16 protein-coding genes and 1 pseudogene are annotated in these 17,158 nt (G+C 68.4%); 7 read left to right on the top strand and 10 right to left on the bottom strand.

Features of this window, described 5'->3' with window-relative positions; all coding sequences use genetic code 11:
- Positions 1-86: 86 nt before the first annotated feature.
- Together DMP23_RS04465 and DMP23_RS04470 are read right to left on the bottom strand one after the other, a co-directional pair.
- Positions 87-467 carry a DoxX family protein gene (locus DMP23_RS04465; protein WP_037810020.1) on the bottom strand — a complete coding sequence of 127 codons (381 nt, stop codon included), beginning with the start codon at positions 465-467 and terminating at the stop codon, positions 87-89.
- Between the two features lie 55 nt (positions 468-522).
- Positions 523-1,299, bottom strand: a complete 777-nt coding sequence (locus DMP23_RS04470; protein ID WP_337820247.1) for a GntR family transcriptional regulator — start codon at positions 1,297-1,299, stop codon at positions 523-525.
- A 75-nt stretch (positions 1,300-1,374) separates the two neighbouring features.
- Here DMP23_RS04470 and DMP23_RS04475 point away from each other — a divergent pair, with 75 nt between their 5' ends.
- Both DMP23_RS04475 and DMP23_RS04480 read left to right on the top strand, forming a co-directional pair.
- Positions 1,375-2,592: an APC family permease gene (locus DMP23_RS04475; protein ID WP_337820248.1), complete on the top strand. Its 1,218-nt coding sequence runs from the start codon at positions 1,375-1,377 to the stop codon at positions 2,590-2,592.
- A gap of 293 nt (positions 2,593-2,885) precedes the next feature.
- Positions 2,886-3,695, top strand: coding sequence for a S1 family peptidase (locus tag DMP23_RS04480; protein WP_337820249.1), 810 nt, complete (start codon positions 2,886-2,888; stop codon positions 3,693-3,695).
- A gap of 321 nt (positions 3,696-4,016) precedes the next feature.
- On the opposite strand, the gene DMP23_RS04485 is transcribed toward DMP23_RS04480, so the two are convergent.
- Entirely contained in the window at positions 4,017-4,478 is a 462-nt protein-coding gene (locus DMP23_RS04485; RefSeq protein WP_037810014.1) for a MarR family winged helix-turn-helix transcriptional regulator, read from the bottom strand.
- A 61-nt stretch (positions 4,479-4,539) separates the two neighbouring features.
- Here DMP23_RS04485 and DMP23_RS04490 point away from each other — a divergent pair, with 61 nt between their 5' ends.
- Complete coding sequence (locus DMP23_RS04490) at positions 4,540-5,433, top strand: alpha/beta hydrolase (protein ID WP_337820250.1); 894 nt, start codon at positions 4,540-4,542, stop codon at positions 5,431-5,433.
- 3 nt (positions 5,434-5,436) lie between these two features.
- On the opposite strand, the gene DMP23_RS04495 is transcribed toward DMP23_RS04490, so the two are convergent.
- Together DMP23_RS04495 and DMP23_RS04500 are read right to left on the bottom strand one after the other, a co-directional pair.
- Complete coding sequence (locus tag DMP23_RS04495; protein ID WP_043829264.1) at positions 5,437-6,543, bottom strand: nitronate monooxygenase; 1,107 nt, start codon at positions 6,541-6,543, stop codon at positions 5,437-5,439.
- Between the two features lie 8 nt (positions 6,544-6,551).
- On the bottom strand, positions 6,552-8,147 hold the full coding sequence (locus tag DMP23_RS04500; RefSeq protein WP_337820251.1) for an acyl-CoA synthetase: 1,596 nt from the start codon (positions 8,145-8,147) through the stop codon (positions 6,552-6,554).
- A 65-nt stretch (positions 8,148-8,212) separates the two neighbouring features.
- Here DMP23_RS04500 and DMP23_RS04505 point away from each other — a divergent pair, with 65 nt between their 5' ends.
- A complete protein-coding gene (locus DMP23_RS04505; RefSeq protein WP_337820252.1) occupies positions 8,213-9,001 on the top strand; it encodes a crotonase/enoyl-CoA hydratase family protein in 789 nt (262 codons plus the stop codon).
- Between the two features lie 64 nt (positions 9,002-9,065).
- Here the strand turns inward: DMP23_RS04505 and DMP23_RS04510 are convergent, their stop codons facing one another.
- The 4 genes and pseudogenes from DMP23_RS04510 to DMP23_RS04520 form a co-directional block, all read right to left on the bottom strand.
- The gene (locus tag DMP23_RS04510) at positions 9,066-9,920 is read right to left on the bottom strand and encodes an IS3 family transposase (RefSeq protein WP_337819872.1); all 855 of its coding nucleotides are present in this window, start codon (positions 9,918-9,920) and stop codon (positions 9,066-9,068) included.
- A complete protein-coding gene (locus tag DMP23_RS04515; RefSeq protein WP_240691576.1) occupies positions 9,917-10,240 on the bottom strand; it encodes a helix-turn-helix domain-containing protein in 324 nt (107 codons plus the stop codon). The genes DMP23_RS04510 and DMP23_RS04515 overlap by 4 nt, the downstream gene beginning before the upstream one ends.
- Before the next feature lie 33 nt (positions 10,241-10,273).
- A pseudogene (locus DMP23_RS47975) lies at positions 10,274-10,444 on the bottom strand (helix-turn-helix domain-containing protein); the annotation flags it as partial.
- An 840-nt stretch (positions 10,445-11,284) separates the two neighbouring features.
- Positions 11,285-12,814 (bottom strand): acyl-CoA synthetase, encoded by a 1,530-nt coding sequence (locus DMP23_RS04520; RefSeq protein WP_337820253.1) that lies wholly within the window; start codon positions 12,812-12,814, stop codon positions 11,285-11,287.
- An 81-nt stretch (positions 12,815-12,895) separates the two neighbouring features.
- Between DMP23_RS04520 and DMP23_RS04525 the strand changes: the two genes are divergently transcribed.
- From DMP23_RS04525 to DMP23_RS04535, 3 genes are read left to right on the top strand one after another with little or no spacing between them, the layout of a single operon-like run.
- Positions 12,896-13,879, top strand: coding sequence for a Zn-ribbon domain-containing OB-fold protein (locus DMP23_RS04525; RefSeq protein WP_337820254.1), 984 nt, complete (start codon positions 12,896-12,898; stop codon positions 13,877-13,879).
- Between the two features lie 6 nt (positions 13,880-13,885).
- Positions 13,886-14,938 carry a thiolase domain-containing protein gene (locus tag DMP23_RS04530; RefSeq protein WP_337820255.1) on the top strand — a complete coding sequence of 351 codons (1,053 nt, stop codon included), beginning with the start codon at positions 13,886-13,888 and terminating at the stop codon, positions 14,936-14,938.
- Positions 14,935-16,095 carry a thiolase domain-containing protein gene (locus DMP23_RS04535; RefSeq protein ID WP_037809994.1) on the top strand — a complete coding sequence of 387 codons (1,161 nt, stop codon included), beginning with the start codon at positions 14,935-14,937 and terminating at the stop codon, positions 16,093-16,095. The genes DMP23_RS04530 and DMP23_RS04535 overlap by 4 nt, the downstream gene beginning before the upstream one ends.
- Here the strand turns inward: DMP23_RS04535 and DMP23_RS04540 are convergent.
- Positions 16,092-17,120, bottom strand: coding sequence for a YhjD/YihY/BrkB family envelope integrity protein (locus DMP23_RS04540; RefSeq protein WP_337820256.1), 1,029 nt, complete (start codon positions 17,118-17,120; stop codon positions 16,092-16,094). The two genes, DMP23_RS04535 and DMP23_RS04540, sit on opposite strands and share 4 nt — an antisense overlap.
- Between the last annotated feature and the right edge of the window lie 38 nt (positions 17,121-17,158).

Here is a 17,158-nt window from a genome sequence, read left to right on the forward strand (position 1 = left end):
CGCGCTCAACGGAGCCTGTCGACACGGGGAACGCCAGGTGAAGCAGCCTCGAATATTGGACCAGATGAGTTACCGTTCTGTTATCTTCAGAGCCGGCCGACGGCGACGAACACGCAGACCGCCAGGATCACGACATTCGCCGCGACGTTGCGGTACTCCTTCGGGCGGTGTTCCGTGACCGCCAGCCGCGCGTGCCCCGCCATCGCCCCGATCATCACCACGGCCAGGCCGACCGCCGCCCACCCGGTGAGCACCGGGGCGATCCCGGTCAGCCGGGGCAGGATCAGACCGGCCGCCGCGAGGAGTTCGCAGATCGCGGTGAAGCGCACGACCGGCATCGGATAGGCCGCCACCCCGGTTTGCCCCGTTTCGAGCAGCCGCTCGCGCGACATCGCCGACTTCAGCACGCCGGACAAAGCGAAGAGCAAGGCGAGAGCCGCCTGCGCGGTCCACAATGCGATGTCCATGGTTGTCCCTCCGTTCGATGCAGAGGGAACGAACCGGCGGCGCGGACTGTGACAGCTACTCGACGCGGCTCAGTCGCGTGACGAAACTCAGCCGGTCCCCGCGGTAAAGCGACCGGACCCGCTCGAACGGCTCGCCGTCCGGGCCCCACGACACGCGGTGCATCAGCAGCATCGGCAGCGCCGGATTCGTGCCGATGAGCAGCGCCTCGCGGGGCGTCGCGAGGACGGTCTCCACGCGTTCCTCGGCCCCGTCGAAGACGACGCCCAGTTCGTCGCGCAGGTACGCGTACAGCGACTGCTCCGGGTCGAAATCCTCCTGCAGCGTCGGGAACCTGTCGGCGCGGAGGAAGGTCGATTCGAGGCCGACGCGTTCGTCGTCGGCGAGCAGGACGCGTTCCAGGTGGATCACCTCGGCGGCCGGTTCGATCCGCAGGTCGACGGCCAATCCGGTGCCCGCGGCGCGGCGTTCGAGCGTGATCACTGTGCGGCCGGGCCGGATTCCTTGTCGGCGCAGGCCTTCGGTGTAGCTGACGAGCGCGAGCGGCTGGACCAGCTTCGGCGCGGCGACGTACGTGCCGCTCCCCTGCCGTCGCGACAGCCTGCCTTCGAGGACCAGCTCGCCGACCGCCTGCCGGACCGTCGCGCGGGACACCTCGAACCGTTCGCACAGTTCGCGTTCCGTGGGCAGCGCGCTCCCTTCGCCCAGTTCGGCGATGACGGCCAGCAGTTCGACCTTCACCGCGTAGTAGCGCGGCACGCGGCCGTGATCCGGGATGCCGTCGCGGACCGGTCCGTCGGCGGACAGGCGGGACAGCGGCGAAGACGTGGGCACGAGACCCGAGCCTATGCCAGACGCGCGGCGCGTGGTTCGCTGTCTCGCGAACTGACCCCACGGGAGGACCCCGCAATGCCTTTGGCCCGCCGGTTAGGCCTCGCCGACGCCGTATTCATCGGACTCGGTTCGATGATCGGCGCGGGCGTTTTCGCCGCGTTCGCCCCGGCCGCGCGCGCCGCGGGCGCGGGATTGCTGCCCGCGCTCGCCGTCGCCGCGTTAGTCGCCTACTGCAACGCGACTTCTTCCGCCCGGCTTGCCGCGCTGTACCCCGAATCCGGTGGCACGTATGTGTACGGACGCGCTCGCCTGGGTGAATTTTGGGGATACTTAGCGGGTTGGGGATTCGTCGTCGGGAAAACGGCGAGCTGCGCGGCCATGACCTTGACCGTCGTCGCTTACGCCGCACCCGGGCTCGGACAGCCTTGGCGGAGCATTCTCGCGGTCGGCGTGATCGGATTGGTCACTGGCGTGAACTATCTCGGCGTGCACCGGTCCGCTTTGGCTACCCGGGTGATCGTTTGCATCACCCTTCTCGTGCTTGCCTTGGTCGCGGTTTTCGGATTTTCCGACCCGCACGTTTCGCCGTGGACTCCGTTTCACGGCGGCGGAGTGCTCGAGGCCGCCGGATTGCTGTTCTTCGCATTCGCCGGCTACGCCCGGCTGGCCACGCTTGGCGAGGAAGTCCGCGATCCCGCCCGCACGATTCCGCGGGCCATTCCGCTCGCTTTGGGACTGACGCTCGTGGTGTACACCGTGGTGGCGGTGGTGCTGCTGGTGTCGTTGGGACCGGACGGGATCGGCGCGAGCTCCGATCCGCTCGCTTCGGCCGTGCCGTCACTGTCGCTGGTGGTTCGAGTCGGCGCCGTGGTGGCCGCGTTGGGATCGTTGCTGGCCTTGGTGCTAGGCGTTTCGCGGACGACGCTCGCGATGGCGCGCGACGGGCATTTGCCGCGGTTCTTGGCCGCGGTGCATCCTCGGTTTTCGGTGCCGCGCCGGGCTGAACTGGCGGTGGGCGTGGTGGTCGCGGTACTGGCGACGACGACGGATTTGCGTGGCGCGATTGGGTTTTCGTCGTTCGCGGTGCTGGCTTATTACGCCGTAGCGAACGCTTCCGCGTTGACCCTGCGCCGGGACGAGGGAGCCGCGCCGAAGGTGGTCGCGGCCGGCGGGCTGGCGGGGTGCGCGGTGCTGGCGTTCAGTTTGCCGGTCGCTTCGGTGGTCAGCGGGTGTTTGGTGCTGGGGCTCGGGGTGGTGGCGTACTTGGTGCGCCGCCGAGGGGCTGCGCGCTGAGTTTTGGCTTTCTCGCACGGGATTCCGGCCCGTGCGCGGCAGGCGGTGCACGAAAGTCCCCCTCGCTCCGTCTCCGGCGGGTTACTCCGATTCTCCTGCATCCCCAGGTCAAGGCTGCTTTTTCGCGTCGTCTGCGGCGGCGAAATCTGCCGGATCCGGTGAAGAATCCGAAAGATCCGAAGAAAGTTGGTTGTCCACTTACCGCCGCTCTGGTGTAGTCGATTCGTCACGCACGACACCTCCCCGCCCCCGGGAGCGGAAGCTCCACTGTGGACACCGGAAGGACAATCCCCTTGGCCGACAAGCGAAAATTCAGCATGCTCACGCGAGTACTGGCAGGCGCGGCAGCACTCGCAGCCGCCGCCGGACTGGCGACACCCGCCGTCGCGTCGACGCCGCCGTCGCCGGGTGCGGAGCCTCAGGTCGTCGGCGGGACCCGCGCCGACCAAGGGGAATTCCCGTGGATGGTCCGGCTTTCGATGGGCTGCGGCGGCGCGCTGTACACCGACCAGATCGTGCTGACCGCCGCGCACTGCGTCGACCGCACCGGAGCGGACTCGTCGATCACCGCGACGCTCGGCGTGGTCGATCTGCAGAGCTCGAGCGCGAAAAAGGTGCGCTCGACCTACGTCTACCGCTCCCCGACGTACGACTCCACCGGCGGCGACTGGGCACTGATCAAGCTGGCGAGCCCGGTGAGCGGAATCCCGACGCTGCCGATCGCGAAGAACGCCGACAACAACTCCGGCACCTTCACTATCGCCGGCTGGGGCGCGGCCCAGGAAGGCGGCGCGCAGCAGCGCTACCTGCTGAAGGCCGAGGTCCCGTTCGTGGACGACTCGACGTGCCAGTCCCAGGGCGGCGACTACGCCGACCTGAAGCCGGACGCGGAACTGTGCGCGGGCAAGCTGGACACCGGCGGAGTCGACACCTGCCAGGGCGACTCCGGCGGCCCGATGTTCCGCCGCGACGGAGCGGGCGAATGGATCCAGGTAGGCATCGTCAGCTGGGGCGACGGCTGCGCCAGGGCCCACGCACCCGGCGTGTACACCGAGGTGAGCACGTTCGCCTCCGACATCGCCGCGGCGGCCGGGAAGATCTGACCCCTATAGTGACGAGCCGGGCGCGGGACTCCACTGGGGTTCCGCACCCGGCTTGCGCGGCGTTGTGCCGGGCGCGTCGCAGAATCTGACCCCTGCGCTGACGAGCCGGGCACGGGACTCCACTGGGGTTCCGCACCCGGCTCGCGCGGCATTGTGCCGAGCACGTCGCAGAAGCGAGGGGCCCGGACTGCTGCTGGAAGGCGCAGCTCGCGAACCTCCTCCTGAGACAAAGCCTGCGATGCCACGCTGGCAGCTTGCCCGCAGTCGCCGTGTTCCGCGCCGCCGTGCCGGAATCAACCCCGCCACCAGAACCCGCGAAACCTAACCCGCAGGAAGCCCCGCCCCCCGCTCCTCCAGCACCCCCCGCAGTTCGGCGAGCACCGCGACGACCTCCGCGACCCGGTCCTCCCCCACCACCGAGCCGATCAGCAGCTCGAGCTGGTCCTGGAACGTCTTCTCCATCGCCTCGGCCAGCTCGCGTCCGGCGGGGGTCAGCTCGAGCAGCGACGACCGGCGGTCCTCCGGGTTCGGCACCCGGCGCACCCATCCGCGTGCTTCGAGCCGGTCGACGCTCTTGCTGGTCGCCCCGATCCCGACGGCGAAGTTCACCGCGAGGTCCGCGACCCGGGACCGCGGATGCCGTCCCAGGTACTGCAGGAATTCGAACTGCGACGCGCCGATGCCGTGCTCGGCCTTGAGGCCGTCCGTCAGCGCGTTGTAGATCCGGGTCTCGCAGCGCACGAGATGGTCGAAGAACTGCTCGTTTGCCGAAGTACCTGCCATGGCATATAGTCTATCATTAGATGCCTCAGCATATACTTCCACGGAATCCTGAGGGGACCCCATGAGCAGGGAACAGCGCCGCGCGGTGGACGAAAAGCTGCGAAACGCACCGGAGCGGCCCGAAGCGACTTCGATCGATCAGATGCGGGCCGGGTTCACCGCGTTCATGAGCCAGTACCCCGTGCCGGCCGAACATCGCGAAACTCCGACCACGCTCGCCGGGAGACCGGCCGTCCTCGTCGAACCTCCGGGCACGCCGCGGCCGGGCACGATCCTGTACTTCCACGGCGGATCGTTCGCGCTGGGTTCGCCGCACACCGCGATGGGACTGACCGCGAACCTGGTTCTGCGCACCGGAATCCGCGCGCTCTCGCTGGATTACCGGCTCGCGCCCGAGCACCCGTTCCCGGCCGGGATCGAAGACTGCCTCGCGGCCTACCTCAGCCTCCTGGAAGACAACGACCCGTCCTCGATCGTCTTCGCCGGCGACTCCGCGGGCGGCGGCCTCTCCGTCACCACCACCCTCGCCGCGCGCGACGCGGGGCTGCCGATGCCCGCCGGGATCGTCGCGTTCTCGGCGGGACTCGACCACACGCATTCCGGAGCGTCCATGGTGGACAAGGAAGCCGCCGACCCCTTCTTCACCAGGGAAAGCTTGGCCAAGACCGGCAAGCTGTACCTGGCAGGCGCGGATCCGGCCCAGCCGCTCCTCGCCCCGGCGGTCCACACCGACCTGACCGGCTTCCCGCCGATCCTGCTGCAGGTCGGCACGAACGAGGTCCTGCTGGATGACTCAGTCCGGCTGGCAGAACGCGCCCGCGAGGCGGACGTCGACGTGATCCTCGACATCACCGCCGACGTCCCGCACGTCTTCCAAACCTTCACCGACACCCTCGACGAAGCAGGGCAAGCCCTCGACCGGGCCGCCCTCTTCGTCAAGCAGCGCCTCGCCTGAAGCTCAGCGAAGCTTGTCCAGCCGGGAAACCGTCTCGTCGAACCCCTGCACCAGATCCGCCATCACCTCGGCCACCGGGCGGACCCGGTCCATCCTTCCGACGATCTGGCCCACCGGCATCGACACCACCGACGGGTCCGCGGCGGCGTGGATCCGGTTGTGCGCATGGGAAACCAGCAGGTTCTGCAACGGCATCGGCAGCGGTTCCGGCGCACCCGGCGCCGCCCAGGCCTCCGTCCAGCGGGTCTTCAGCAGGCGGGCCGGCTTGCCGGTGTAGATCCGCGTCCGGACGGTGTCCGCGGAGGTCGCTGCGACCAGTGCGTCCTGCATCGCCTCCGATTCGGGCATCGTCTGGAGGTACTCCTGCGTCGCGAGCCAGTACGAGCCCATCCACGCGCCCGAAGCGCCCAGTGCCAGCGCGGCGGCGACCTGGCGGCCGGAGCCGATTCCTCCGGCTGCCAGGACCGGGGCGCGGTCGCCGACGGCGTCCACGATTTCCGGCACCAGCACCATGGTCGCGATCTCGCCGGTGTGGCCGCCTGCCTCGTGTCCTTGTGCGACAACGAGATCCACGCCGTTGTCGACGTGCCGAGCGGCGTGCGAGCCCTTGCCCGCCAGCGCCGCTACCGGGACGCCCGCGTCGTGGGCGCGGGTGATCACGTCGACCGGGGGCGAGCCCAGTGCGTTGGCGATCAGGCTGATCCGGTGGTTCAGCGCGACGTCCACATGGGACCGGGCGACCGAGTGCAGCCAGCCCAGCACCCCGGCGCGCTCGTCGGTGTCGTCGGGCAACGGCGGGACCGCGAGGTCCTTCAGCACTTTATCGACAAATTCCCGGTGTCCCGGCGGGATCAGCTCGTTCAGGTCGGTCTGGGTGCCCTCGGAAGGGATCTTCGCCGGCATCACGATGTCGACGCCGTAAGGCTTTCCGTCGGTGTTCTCGTCCATCCAGGACAGCACCGCGTCGAGTTCGGCGGCGTCGTTGAACCGGACGCAGCCCAGCACGCCCATGCCGCCCGCGCGGCTGATCGCGGCCGCGACGTGTTCCGACGGGGTGAATCCGAAGATCGGCACCTCGATGCCGAACCGGTCGCACAACGATGTGCGCATGCGCCCTCCTAGGCGGGTTCGTGTTCGGCGGCGTACCGCTGGGCCCACGGATAATCCGGCTTCCCGCTCGGCGAACGGCCGATTTCCTCGGCCAGCCACACCGTTCGCGGCACCTTGTACCCGGCGACCTCGGTCCGCACGTGCGCTTCCAGCGCGGCCAGATCCGGCCGCACGCCGGGCCGCGGCTGGACGACGGCGGCGACGCGCTGGCCGAGCCGGTCGTCCGGGATGCCGATGACCAGTGCGTCGAAAACGTCCGGATGCGATTTCAGCGCGCCCTCGACTTCTTCGGGATACACCTTTTCGCCGCCGGTGTTCACGCACTGCGATCCCCGGCCCAGCAACGTGACCGTGCCGTCTTCCTCGTAGCGCGCGTAGTCGCCGGGCACGACGTAGCGGACGCCGTCGATCTCGGTGAAGATGGTGCGGCTTTTCTCCGGGTCGCCGTAATAGCCGAGCGGAACGTGGCCGCGACGGCCGATCAGCCCGATCGCGCCGGGTTTCGGTTCGATCAGGTTGCCGTCGTCGTCGAGCAGGATGGCGTCCTTGCCGAAGTTGACCCGCGGACCGGCGGAATGGTCGGAATCCTTGCCCACCATGCCGATTCCGGTGAACCCGCTCTCCGACGAACCGATCGCGTCGGTGATCACGACGTTCGGCAGCATCTCGAGGAATTCCTGCTTCACCGAATGCGAGAACAGCGCCGCGTGGCTCGACACTGCGACCAGCGACGACGCGTCGTACTCGCCGGAGCGGTACGCATCCACGAGCGGCCGCGCCATCGCGTCGCCGACGATCGTCAGCACCTGCACCTTGTGTTCCTGCACCGCGCGCCACACGTCGTGCGCGTCGAACTGCGGGACGAACACCACCGGGCTGCCGGTGAACAGCGCACCGAACGCGGCCCACTGCGCGGCCCCGTGGATCAGCGGCGCGGCGGGCAGGCGCACGAGCGAACCGGATTTGCCTTGTTCGCTGAGCGTCCATTCGTCCGGGACGTACTCGCCGGTGACGAAGTTGATGCCGCCGCCAAGCGCGCGCCAGATGTCCTCGTGCCGCCACAGCACGCCCTTGGGGTAACCGGTGGTGCCGCCGGTGTAGAGGATGTACAGATCGTCGGCGCTGCGCTCGCCGAAGTCGCGTTTGTCCGACTCGCCCTCGAGCGCCGACTCGTACTCGACGCCCGTCTCGTACGGCGTGTCCGACCCGTCCTCGACGACTACAACGTGTTTCAGTTTTGGCGTTTCCGGCAGCACCGCCGCCACCCGGTCGGAGTAGCGCCGCTCGTGCACCAGCGCCACCAGGTCGGCATTGGTGAACAGATAGCGGAGTTCTCCGTGGACGTAGCGGTAGTTCACGTTCACCGCGATCGCGCGCAGTTTGTACGCGGCGAACATGGCTTCCAGCGCCTCGATGGAGTTCCGGGAATAGACACCGATGTGGGAACCGGGTCCCACGCCGTGCGCGGACAGATGGTGCGCCAGCCGGTTCGCGCGTTTCTCCAGCTGCGCGAAGGTGACCTGGCGTCCGCCGCACACGACCGCGACGCGTTCCGGCACGGCGTCGACGGCGTGCTCGAGTAGATCCGCGATGTTGAGTGCCACGCACCCAAAGTAGAACATGTTATCGTTCTGGGCAATGACCCCGGCCAGCTGAGAAGGAGGCCCCGGTGGCCGAACCCCACGCACTCGTCAGCCTCGAAGGCCACACGCTCGTGGTGACGATGAACCGCCCGGAAGCCCGCAACGCCCTCACCGGCGAAATGCTTTCGATCATGGTCGAGGCCTGGGACCGGGTGGACTCGGACGACCAGGTGCGCAGCTGCGTCCTCACCGGCGCCGGCGGCGCGTTCTGCGCGGGCGCGGACCTGAAATCCATGTCCCGCAACGCCCCCGACAAGTCCTTCTCGAACGGCTCCTTCGACCCGAGCCGCATCGAGGGCCTGCTGAAGGGCCGCCGCCTCACCAAACCGCTCATCGCCGCCGTCGAAGGCCCGGCCATCGCGGGCGGCACGGAAATCCTGCAGGGCACGGACATCCGGGTAGCCGCGGAGAGCGCGAAATTCGGCGTCTCCGAACCCCGCTGGGGCCTGTTCCCGATGGGCGGCTCAGCCGTGCGGCTGCCCAGGCAGATCCCGTACACCGTCGCCGCCGACCTCCTCCTCACCGGAAGGCACATCACCGCCGCGGAGGCACGCGACATCGGCCTGGTAGGCCACGTCGTCCCCGACGGTCAAGCGCTGGCTCGCGCGCTGGAACTCGCTGAACTGATCAACGACAACGGCCCCCTCGCGATACGCGCGATCCTCAAGACCATCCGCGACACCGAGGGCATGCACGAGGAAGAAGCCTTCAAACTAGACGCCAAATACGGCATCGAAGTCTTCGCCTCCGCCGACGCGAAGGAAGGCCCGAAGGCCTTCACGGAAAAACGCAAGCCCGACTTCCAAGGCCGCTGACGAAGGTACGTGAGGGGACCCCTCATTGAACTGGGCCCCGGAAGTTGGACTGGTTATGTAGAGGTTAGGCGGCGGGGGTCTGGGCTCGGTATTCGGCCGGGCTCAGGCCTTGGAGCGTGGTGGAGATGCGGGTGGTGTTGTACCAGTCGATGTAGTCGTGCAGTGCCGTGATGAACGTGTCGACGGTGTCGAACTTGGTGTGGTGGAAGAGTTCTTCTTTGAGGTGGCCGAAGAAGTTCTCGGCGACGGCGTTGTCCAGGCAGGTGGCTCGCCGGGACATCGACTGGGTCAGGCCGGCGTCGGCGAGCAGGGTGCGCCAGGAGGCGTGCTGGTATTGGAAGCCTTGGTCGGAGTGCACCAGCGGGCGGGCTCCGGCGGGCAGGGTCGCGATCGCGGCGCGCAGCGAGGAGTTCGTCAGCTCCAGCGTCGGGGACGGCCCGCAGGCGTAGGCGACCACGGACCGGTCGAACAGGTCGATCACGGGCGAGAGGTAGAGCTTGCGGTCGCCGATGCGGAACTCGGTCACGTCGGTGACCCATTTGGTGTCCGGGGCGTCGGCGCCGAACTCGCGGTTGAGCAGGTTCTCGGCGGCCGTGCCGGGCTGCCCGGGCCAGGTCCGGCGCCGGCGCGGCCGCCGGACCTGGCAGACCAGGCCGAGGGCGTTCATCAGCGTGCGCACGGTTTTCTTCGCCACCCGCCAGCCGGCGCGGACCAGGACCGCGTGGACGCGCCGGTGCCCGTAGCGGCCGCGGGCGGCCTCGAACGCCTCGGCGATCGCGGCCTTGAGCCCGGCGTGCGGGTCGGGCCGGTCGGGCCGGGCCTGGTGGTAGAAGAACGTCGACCGGGCCAGGCCCGCGACCGCCAGCAGCACCGGCAGCGGATAGTCGGCCTTGAGGGCGGCGACGGCCTGGGTTTTCACCCTCGCCCCTGCTCCCTCAAGGCCCGCAATTTTTTTAGGTAGGCGTTCTCCGCCGACAGCCGCAGGTTCTCCGCCCGCAACCGCTCCAGCTCGCCGGGACCCGGCGAGTCCGCGACACCGGGCGGACGGCCTTTCGGCTTGGGCCGCAACGCGTCCTCGCCCTCGCGCCGATACGCCCGCGCCCAGTTCTCCACGAGTTTGGGCGAGGACAGCCCGTGCTCGCGCGCCAGCTCGGCCGCGGTCGCCTCGCCGCCGACATACCGGCGCACGACCTCCAGCTTGAACTCGAACGCGAACGACCGCCTGCCTGGCTTGTTCATCAGCGCTCCCGCGCTCCGCAGCCTCCAACGATCACGCAAGCGTCGCACGGCACCCGCCGACACCCCCAACCGGGACGCCACGGCCTTCGCGCCATACCCGTCCTCGAACAACGCAACAGCGGACGCCCGCTGCCACTCAGACAACGAACTGTGTGGATGCAACGAACCACTCCCCGGACAGCTGGAACTGGATTCCCAGTCCAACTTCCGGGGCGCAGTTCACATTGACCCTGATTCCCCCAGGGTTCCCCTCACTCGCCTCCCGCACCTCCCGCACGCCGTGAGGGACCCCTTCACGGACTCAGATTCCCTCAAGGAGCCCTTCACGGACCGCCCGCCCCCGTACGCCGGGCACCCGCGATGCGCCCCAATGCGGCATTGGGTGCGTCAGATGCACCGAACGCCACATTGGGTGCGCGGGATGCACCCAATGCCACATTGGGGCGCTAAACCGCAACCCGCGAACCCCACCGCAACCAACCACCCAAGCCGCGCACCAACCGCAACCGACGCACCCAACGAATCAAGGCACCCACACCCCCGCAACCCCGATACACAGCCAAAAACACGGCGCGGGGGTGCTTGTCAAGGCATCTTTCCCGCCTTGACAAGCACCCCCGCGCCGTAGTCACAATCAGGCTGAGGGGTGGTGGGCCCCACCCAGCGACCAGCTGAGGGGCGGCGAGCCCCCATCCCACGACAGGGCCGAAGGCCAGCGGCCCACCCACCGACCAGCCTCAGGGGTGATGGGCCCACCCCACGACCAGGCCGAGGGGCGATGAGCCCCAACCCACGACCAAGCCGAGGGACGGTGAGCCCCAACCCACGACCAAGCCGAGGGACGATGGGCCCATCCCACAGCCAGGCCGAGGGGCGGTGAGCCCGACCCAGCGACCAGTCGAGGGACGGTGAGCCCGACCCAGCGACCAGTCGAGGGACGGTGAGCCCGACCCAGCGACCAGTCGAGGGACGGTGAGCCCCCGCCGAGGAGCAGCGGACCCCACCGCACCCTCCGCGTGCGAGACACCGGGCCCCAGCGACACCTCAAGAAACGTACAACTCCCGCAACTTCCGCTTATACAACTTCCCATTCGGATCCCGAGGCAGCTCCGGCAGATAGTCCACCGACCGAGGCAACTTGAACCGAGCCAACCGAGTCTCCGCATAAGCCAGCAACTCAGCCGTCAACTCCTCCGACCCCTCAACCCCCTCCGCAGGCTGCACCACCGCCTTGATCTCCTCCCCCCAATCCTCATGCGGCACCCCGAACACCGCGACGTCGGCGATCTTCGGATGCATCACCAACTCCCCCTCGATCTCCGCGGGATAAATATTCACCCCGCCGGAAATGATCATGTCGGCCTTGCGGTCATGCAGGAACAAATACCCGTCCTCGTCAAGATGCCCGACGTCACCCAACGTGAACAAATCCCCGACCCGGGCCTTCTCCGTCTTGGCCTTGTCCCGGTGATACTCGAACTTCGAGTCGCCCATCTTCATGTACACCGCACCGGTCTCGCCGACCGACACTTCTTCCCCGGCGTCATCGAGAATCCGGATCGTCGACCCCGGCCACGGCAACCCGACCGACCCGGGCTTCCGCAACCAGTCTTCGCCGGAAATCACCGTCCCGCCGCCTTCAGTCGCCGCGTAATACTCAGTCACGACCGGGCCCCACCACTCGAGCATCTGCCGCTTCACCTCAAGCGGACAAGGCGCGGCCCCGTGAATCATCACGCGCAGCGAACTCAGATCGTATTTCGTGCGCACGTCGTCCGGCAGGGCAAGCAACCGCCGGAACTGAGTCGGCACCATATGGCTGTGCGTAACGCGATGCCGCTCGATCAGCCGCAGCATTTCCTCGGCGTCCCAACGATCCATCAGCACCGCGGTATGCCCCAGCTGCAGCGAAATAGCCACAAAATTCAGCACCGCCGTGTGATACAGCGGCGACCCGCACAGATGCACGTGCTCGTCGAACGGCTGCAGCCCGAACACCCCGAAGAACCACGTCGACGCGGCAGGCACCTGATCCGGATCCGCCCCGGTTAACGGCCGCTTGACTCCCTTGGGCCGTCCGGTCGTGCCTGAGGTGTAGAGCATTGGCGACCCGGCGGTCCGATTGTCCGGCCGCCCCTCCCCGAGCCCCGCGCCCAATTCCTCGACCCGACGGAAGCCCGGCACCGAACCGACGGCGAACAGCGCCGAAGCAGGCAGTTCGGCTTCATCGGCCGCAGCCACCGCGACGTCGGCGAACCGCTCGTGCGCCAGAAACGCCTTGGCTCCGCTGTCGGAGAGGATGTACGCGACTTCCGGTCCGACGAGATGCCAGTTCACCACCACCACGTACAGCCCAGTCTGGATCGCTGCGAAGTACGCCGCGACCAGGTCGTCGCCGTTCGGCAGCAGTAGCACTACCGAGTCGCCGACGCCGAGGCCGAGTTCGCGCAGCCCCGAGGCGTACCGGTTGGCTTTCGCCGTCAGATCGCCGTAGGAAATTTCCCGCCCGTCCGGATCCACCAGCGCCACCCGGGCGGGCTCGGCCGCGGCGATGGTCCACAGTCCCAGGTCCATAGCTCCCAAATCTAGAACGCGTTCCACATAGACACAACAGGTTCCTTGCCTCGGATTCGAGAACGTGTTTCACTCGGAGCCGTGACGGTTTCGGATGCCCCTCTGTCGGCGCCGCTCAACGTCGGCTTCGACTACACCCGTTCGACCGGCCCGGTGCTCGGCCGGTTCGTCAACGCGCTTTGCGAACGCCGGATCGAAGGCGTGCGCGGCAGCGACGGTCGCGTGCACGTGCCGCCGGTCGAGTACGACCCGGCCACCGCGGACCCGTTGACGGAGTTCGTCCCGGTCGCCGACGAAGGCACCGTGGTTTCCTGGTCCTGGTGCGCGGATCCGCTCGACGGCCAGCCGCTGTCGCGTCCGTTCGCCTGGGTGCTGGTGAAACTCGACGGCGCGGACACCAGCCTGCTGCACGCGCTCGACGCCGGCTCTCCGGACAATGTCCACATCGGACAGCGCGTGCGCGTGCGGTGGGCGGACGAAACCGTCGGCCACATCCGCGACATCGCGTATTTCCTGCCCGCGGACGCACCGGACACCACGCCCACCGAGGCCGCACCGCCGGTGGCGGAACGCGAGGAAGGCGCGCCGGTCAGCGTGATCATCACGCCGGTGCACCTGAAATACCAGCATTCCGCGTCGCCGGAGGAAAGCCGGTACCTGCGCGGTCTCGCCGAAGGCCGGATGCTCGGCCAGCGCTGCCCCGAATGCGGCAAGGTCTACATCCCGCCGCGCGGTGCGTGCCCGGTCGACGGCGTGCCGACCACCGACGAGGTGGAACTGCCCGACACCGGCATCGTCACGACGTTCTGCATCGTCAACGTGCCGTTCCTCGGCCAGCGCATCAAACCGCCGTACGTCGCGGCCTACATCCTGCTGGACGGAGCCGACATCGCCTTCCTGCACCTGGTGCTCGGCTGCGCCGCCGAGGAGGTCCGGATGGGCATGCGCGTGCGCGCCAACTGGCGGCCGCGCGAGGAATGGTGGACGTCGCTGGAGAACATCAGCCACTTCGAGCCCACCGGCGAACCGGACGCCGCGTACGAGACCTTCGCCCACCACCTGTGAGGAACCATGCCTGAAGTAGCCGTAGCCGGTTTCGCGCAGGCGCCCAACGTCCGCAAGACCGAGGGCACCACCAACGGCGTGGAAATGCTCGTGCCGATCCTCGCCGAGGCCTTCGCCGCGACCGGACTGTCCAAACAAGACATCGGATTCTGGTGCTCCGGCTCGTCGGATTACCTTGCCGGGCGCGCGTTTTCGTTCATCGCCGCGGTCGACGCGCTGGGCGCGTTCCCGCCGATCAACGAGTCCCATGTGGAAATGGACGCCGCCTGGGCGCTGTACGAAGCCTGGCTGAAGATCCGCACCGGCGAGGTCGACACCGCGCTGGTGTACGGATTCGGCAAAGCCAGCGCCGGCCAGCTCCGCCGGGTCATGGCGATGCAGCTGGACCCGTACCTCGTCACTCCGCTGTGGCCGGATTCGCTGGCGATCGCTGGATTGCAAGCCCGGTTGGGCCTAGAAGGCGGGCTGTGGTCCGAAAAGGACTTGGCGGAAGTCGCTGCCCGATCGCGGGCGGACGCGGCGAACAACCCGGCCGCGCAGTTGTCCGGAACGGTGGACGTCGCCGAACTGCTCGACACCCCGTACGTCGCCGATCCCCTTCGCGCACATGACATCGCGCCGGTGACAGATGGCGCATCGGTAATCATCCTGGCTTCGGAGGAACGAGCCCGCGACCTCGTGGAACGGCCCGCGATCATCTCGGGGCTGGACCACCGCATCGACTCCCCCGTTCTCGGCGCGCGCGACCTCACGCGTTCCCCGTCGACCGCCGCTGCCGCGGCCCGGCTGGATCTCGACGGGGTCGAGCTGGCCGAACTGCACGCGCCGTTCACGCACCAGGAACTCATCCTGCGCCGCGAACTCGGTCTCGATGACAGCGTTCGGATCAACCCGTCCGGCGGTGCGCTCACCGGCAATCCCATGTTCTCCGCCGGGCTCGCGCGCATCGGCGAGGCCGCCGCGCGCATCCACCGCGGCGAGGCGGCGAAGACGCTCGCCCACGCGACCAGCGGACCTGCCCTGCAGCAGAACCTCCTCGCCGTGCTGGAGGCACGATGACGAAACAGCTCGCCGCGGTGCTCGGGACCGGGCAGACGCACCACCGCGCGAAGCGCACCGACGTGTCGATGGCCGGTCTGCTCCGCGAAGCGATCGACCGCGCGATGGCGGACGCCCAGGTCGGCTGGGACGACATCGAGGCCGTCGTGATCGGCAAGGCGCCGGACCTGTTCGAGGGCGTCATGATGCCCGAACTGTTCCTCGCGGACGCGTTGGGCGCGAACGGGAAACCGTTGATTCGCGTGCACACCGCGGGTTCGGTCGGCGGGTCTACGGCGCTGGTCGCCACTTCGCTGATCCAGTCCGGCGTGCACCGGCGCGTGCTGACGGTGGCGTTCGAGAAGCAGTCCGAATCGAACGCGATGTGGGGCCTGTCGATCCTGCCGCCGTTCCAGATGCCGGTCGGCGCTGGCGCCGGTGGCTATTTCGCGCCGCACGTGCGGTCGTATATTCGCCGTTCTGGTGCGCCCGAACACATCGGGGCGATCGTGGCGGCGAAGGATCGGCGCAATGGCGCGCTCAATCCGTTCGCACACTTGCAGCAGTCCGACATCACGGTCGAGTCGGTGCAGGCGTCGCAGATGCTGTGGGACCCGATCCGGTACGACGAGACGTGTCCGTCCTCCGACGGCGCCTGCGCGATGGTGCTCGGCGACGAAGCCGCCGGCGACGCGGTGCCGGGCGGCGCGGCGTGGATCCATTCGACGGCGATGCGGACCGAGCCCACGACGTTCGCCGGACGCGACCAGGTCAGCCCGCAAGCCGGTCGCGACGCGGCCGCCGCGTTGTGGCGCGACGCCGGCATCAAGGACCCACTGTCCGAAGTGGACGTCGCGGAGATCTACGTGCCGTTCTCCTGGTTCGAGCCGATGTGGCTGGAAAACCTCGGCTTCGCCGCCGAGGGCGAGGGCTGGAAGATCACCGAAGCAGGCGACACCGCGATCGGCGGACGGCTGCCGGTGAACCCGTCCGGCGGCGTGCTGTCGTCGAATCCCATTGGCGCGTCCGGGATGCTGCGGTTCTCCGAAGCGGCCAAGCAGGTGATGGGCCGCGCTGGCGACTACCAGGTGGATGGTGCCCGGATCGCGATGGGGCACGCCTACGGCGGCGGCTCGCAGTACTTCAGCATGTGGGTCGTCGGCTCGGAAAAGCCCTAGTCTCTGCGCCGTCCCCGCAAGGCGAACAACGTCCCCAGCGCCCCGACCACCGCGCCCAGCACGGCCGCCTTCGCGCTGTCCTGCTTGGGCGCGATGATCGGGCGCAGCTGCGTCGCCGCCGGGGGCTGGATCGGTTTGCGCGGAGCGTCGCGGGCGGTGGCGGTCCAGGCGGTGATGTACACGAGCATCCGCGCGATCAGCGAGATGAAGAACAGCAGACCGATCACCGAACCGAACGCCACGCCGGACGGCGACTTGCTGATCAAGTTCAGGTAGAACCCGCCGGCGAGTTTGAGCAGCTCGAATCCGATCGCGGCGGCGACCGCGCCGCGCATCGCGCTGCGCCACCCGACCCGCTCGCGCGGCAACCGGGTGAGCACCCACAGGAACACCATCCAGTCCGCGAGCAGCGCCAGCGGCACCGACACGAACGACAGCAGGTTGTGTCCCCAGCTCGTGTCCTCGACCCCGATCAGCCCGAGCAGGGAACGGCCGACCGCGGTGCCGGACACCGAGATCCCGAACGACACCAGCAGCGCCGCGGCGAGCCCGAGCAACGCCAGGATGTCCATGAGGATCGTGCGCAGCAGCGGCCCGTCGGACCGGTTCTGGCCGTACATCGCGGTGAGCGCGTCCCGCAGCGCGTTCATCCAGTTCCAGCCGGAGTACAGCCCGACCACCAGACCGGCGACCCCGACGCCGGTGCGCTGTTCCACGAACCCGGTCAGGATCGACGACACCTGGGTGCCGATCGGGCCGGGCAGCGATCCGGAAATGCCGCGCACCAGCGCGTCGAGCAGATGCGGCTGCGTCGCGAGCACGAACCCGGCCGCCGACGAGGACAGCATCAGGATCGGCACCAGCGAGAGCAGGCTGAAGTAGGTGATCGACGCGACGTAGTGGTAGCCGCCGTAGTCGATGTACCGGTTGGTGGCGCGCGCGATGTGGTCCAGCCATCGGTACCGGGCACGCGCGCGGGCCCACTTGCTCGGCCCGGGGGTCTTGCGGGAACGCTTCACCGTCACTGTTTACCCAGCGGACGCGCTGTTTGTCGCAAAAGACA

The organism is Amycolatopsis sp. A1MSW2902 (genome assembly GCF_017312175.1).
In the GTDB taxonomy this organism is placed as follows: domain Bacteria; phylum Actinomycetota; class Actinomycetes; order Mycobacteriales; family Pseudonocardiaceae; genus Amycolatopsis; species Amycolatopsis nivea.

Excerpts from the sequence above, each read along its gene's own strand:
- DMP23_RS04465 (WP_037810020.1), bottom strand. The coding sequence starts at position 467 with ATGGACATCGCATTGTGGACCGCGCAGGCGGCTCTCGCCTTGCTCTTC.
- DMP23_RS04475 (WP_337820248.1), top strand. The coding sequence starts at position 1,375 with ATGCCTTTGGCCCGCCGGTTAGGCCTCGCCGACGCCGTATTCATCGGA.
- DMP23_RS04485 (WP_037810014.1), bottom strand. The coding sequence starts at position 4,478 with ATGGCAGGTACTTCGGCAAACGAGCAGTTCTTCGACCATCTCGTGCGC.
- DMP23_RS04490 (WP_337820250.1), top strand. The coding sequence starts at position 4,540 with ATGAGCAGGGAACAGCGCCGCGCGGTGGACGAAAAGCTGCGAAACGCA.
- DMP23_RS04495 (WP_043829264.1), bottom strand. The coding sequence starts at position 6,543 with ATGCGCACATCGTTGTGCGACCGGTTCGGCATCGAGGTGCCGATCTTC.
- DMP23_RS04515 (WP_240691576.1), bottom strand. The coding sequence starts at position 10,240 with ATGAACAAGCCAGGCAGGCGGTCGTTCGCGTTCGAGTTCAAGCTGGAG.
- DMP23_RS04520 (WP_337820253.1), bottom strand. The coding sequence starts at position 12,814 with ATGGACCTGGGACTGTGGACCATCGCCGCGGCCGAGCCCGCCCGGGTG.
- DMP23_RS04530 (WP_337820255.1), top strand. The coding sequence starts at position 13,886 with ATGCCTGAAGTAGCCGTAGCCGGTTTCGCGCAGGCGCCCAACGTCCGC.
- DMP23_RS04535 (WP_037809994.1), top strand. The coding sequence starts at position 14,935 with ATGACGAAACAGCTCGCCGCGGTGCTCGGGACCGGGCAGACGCACCAC.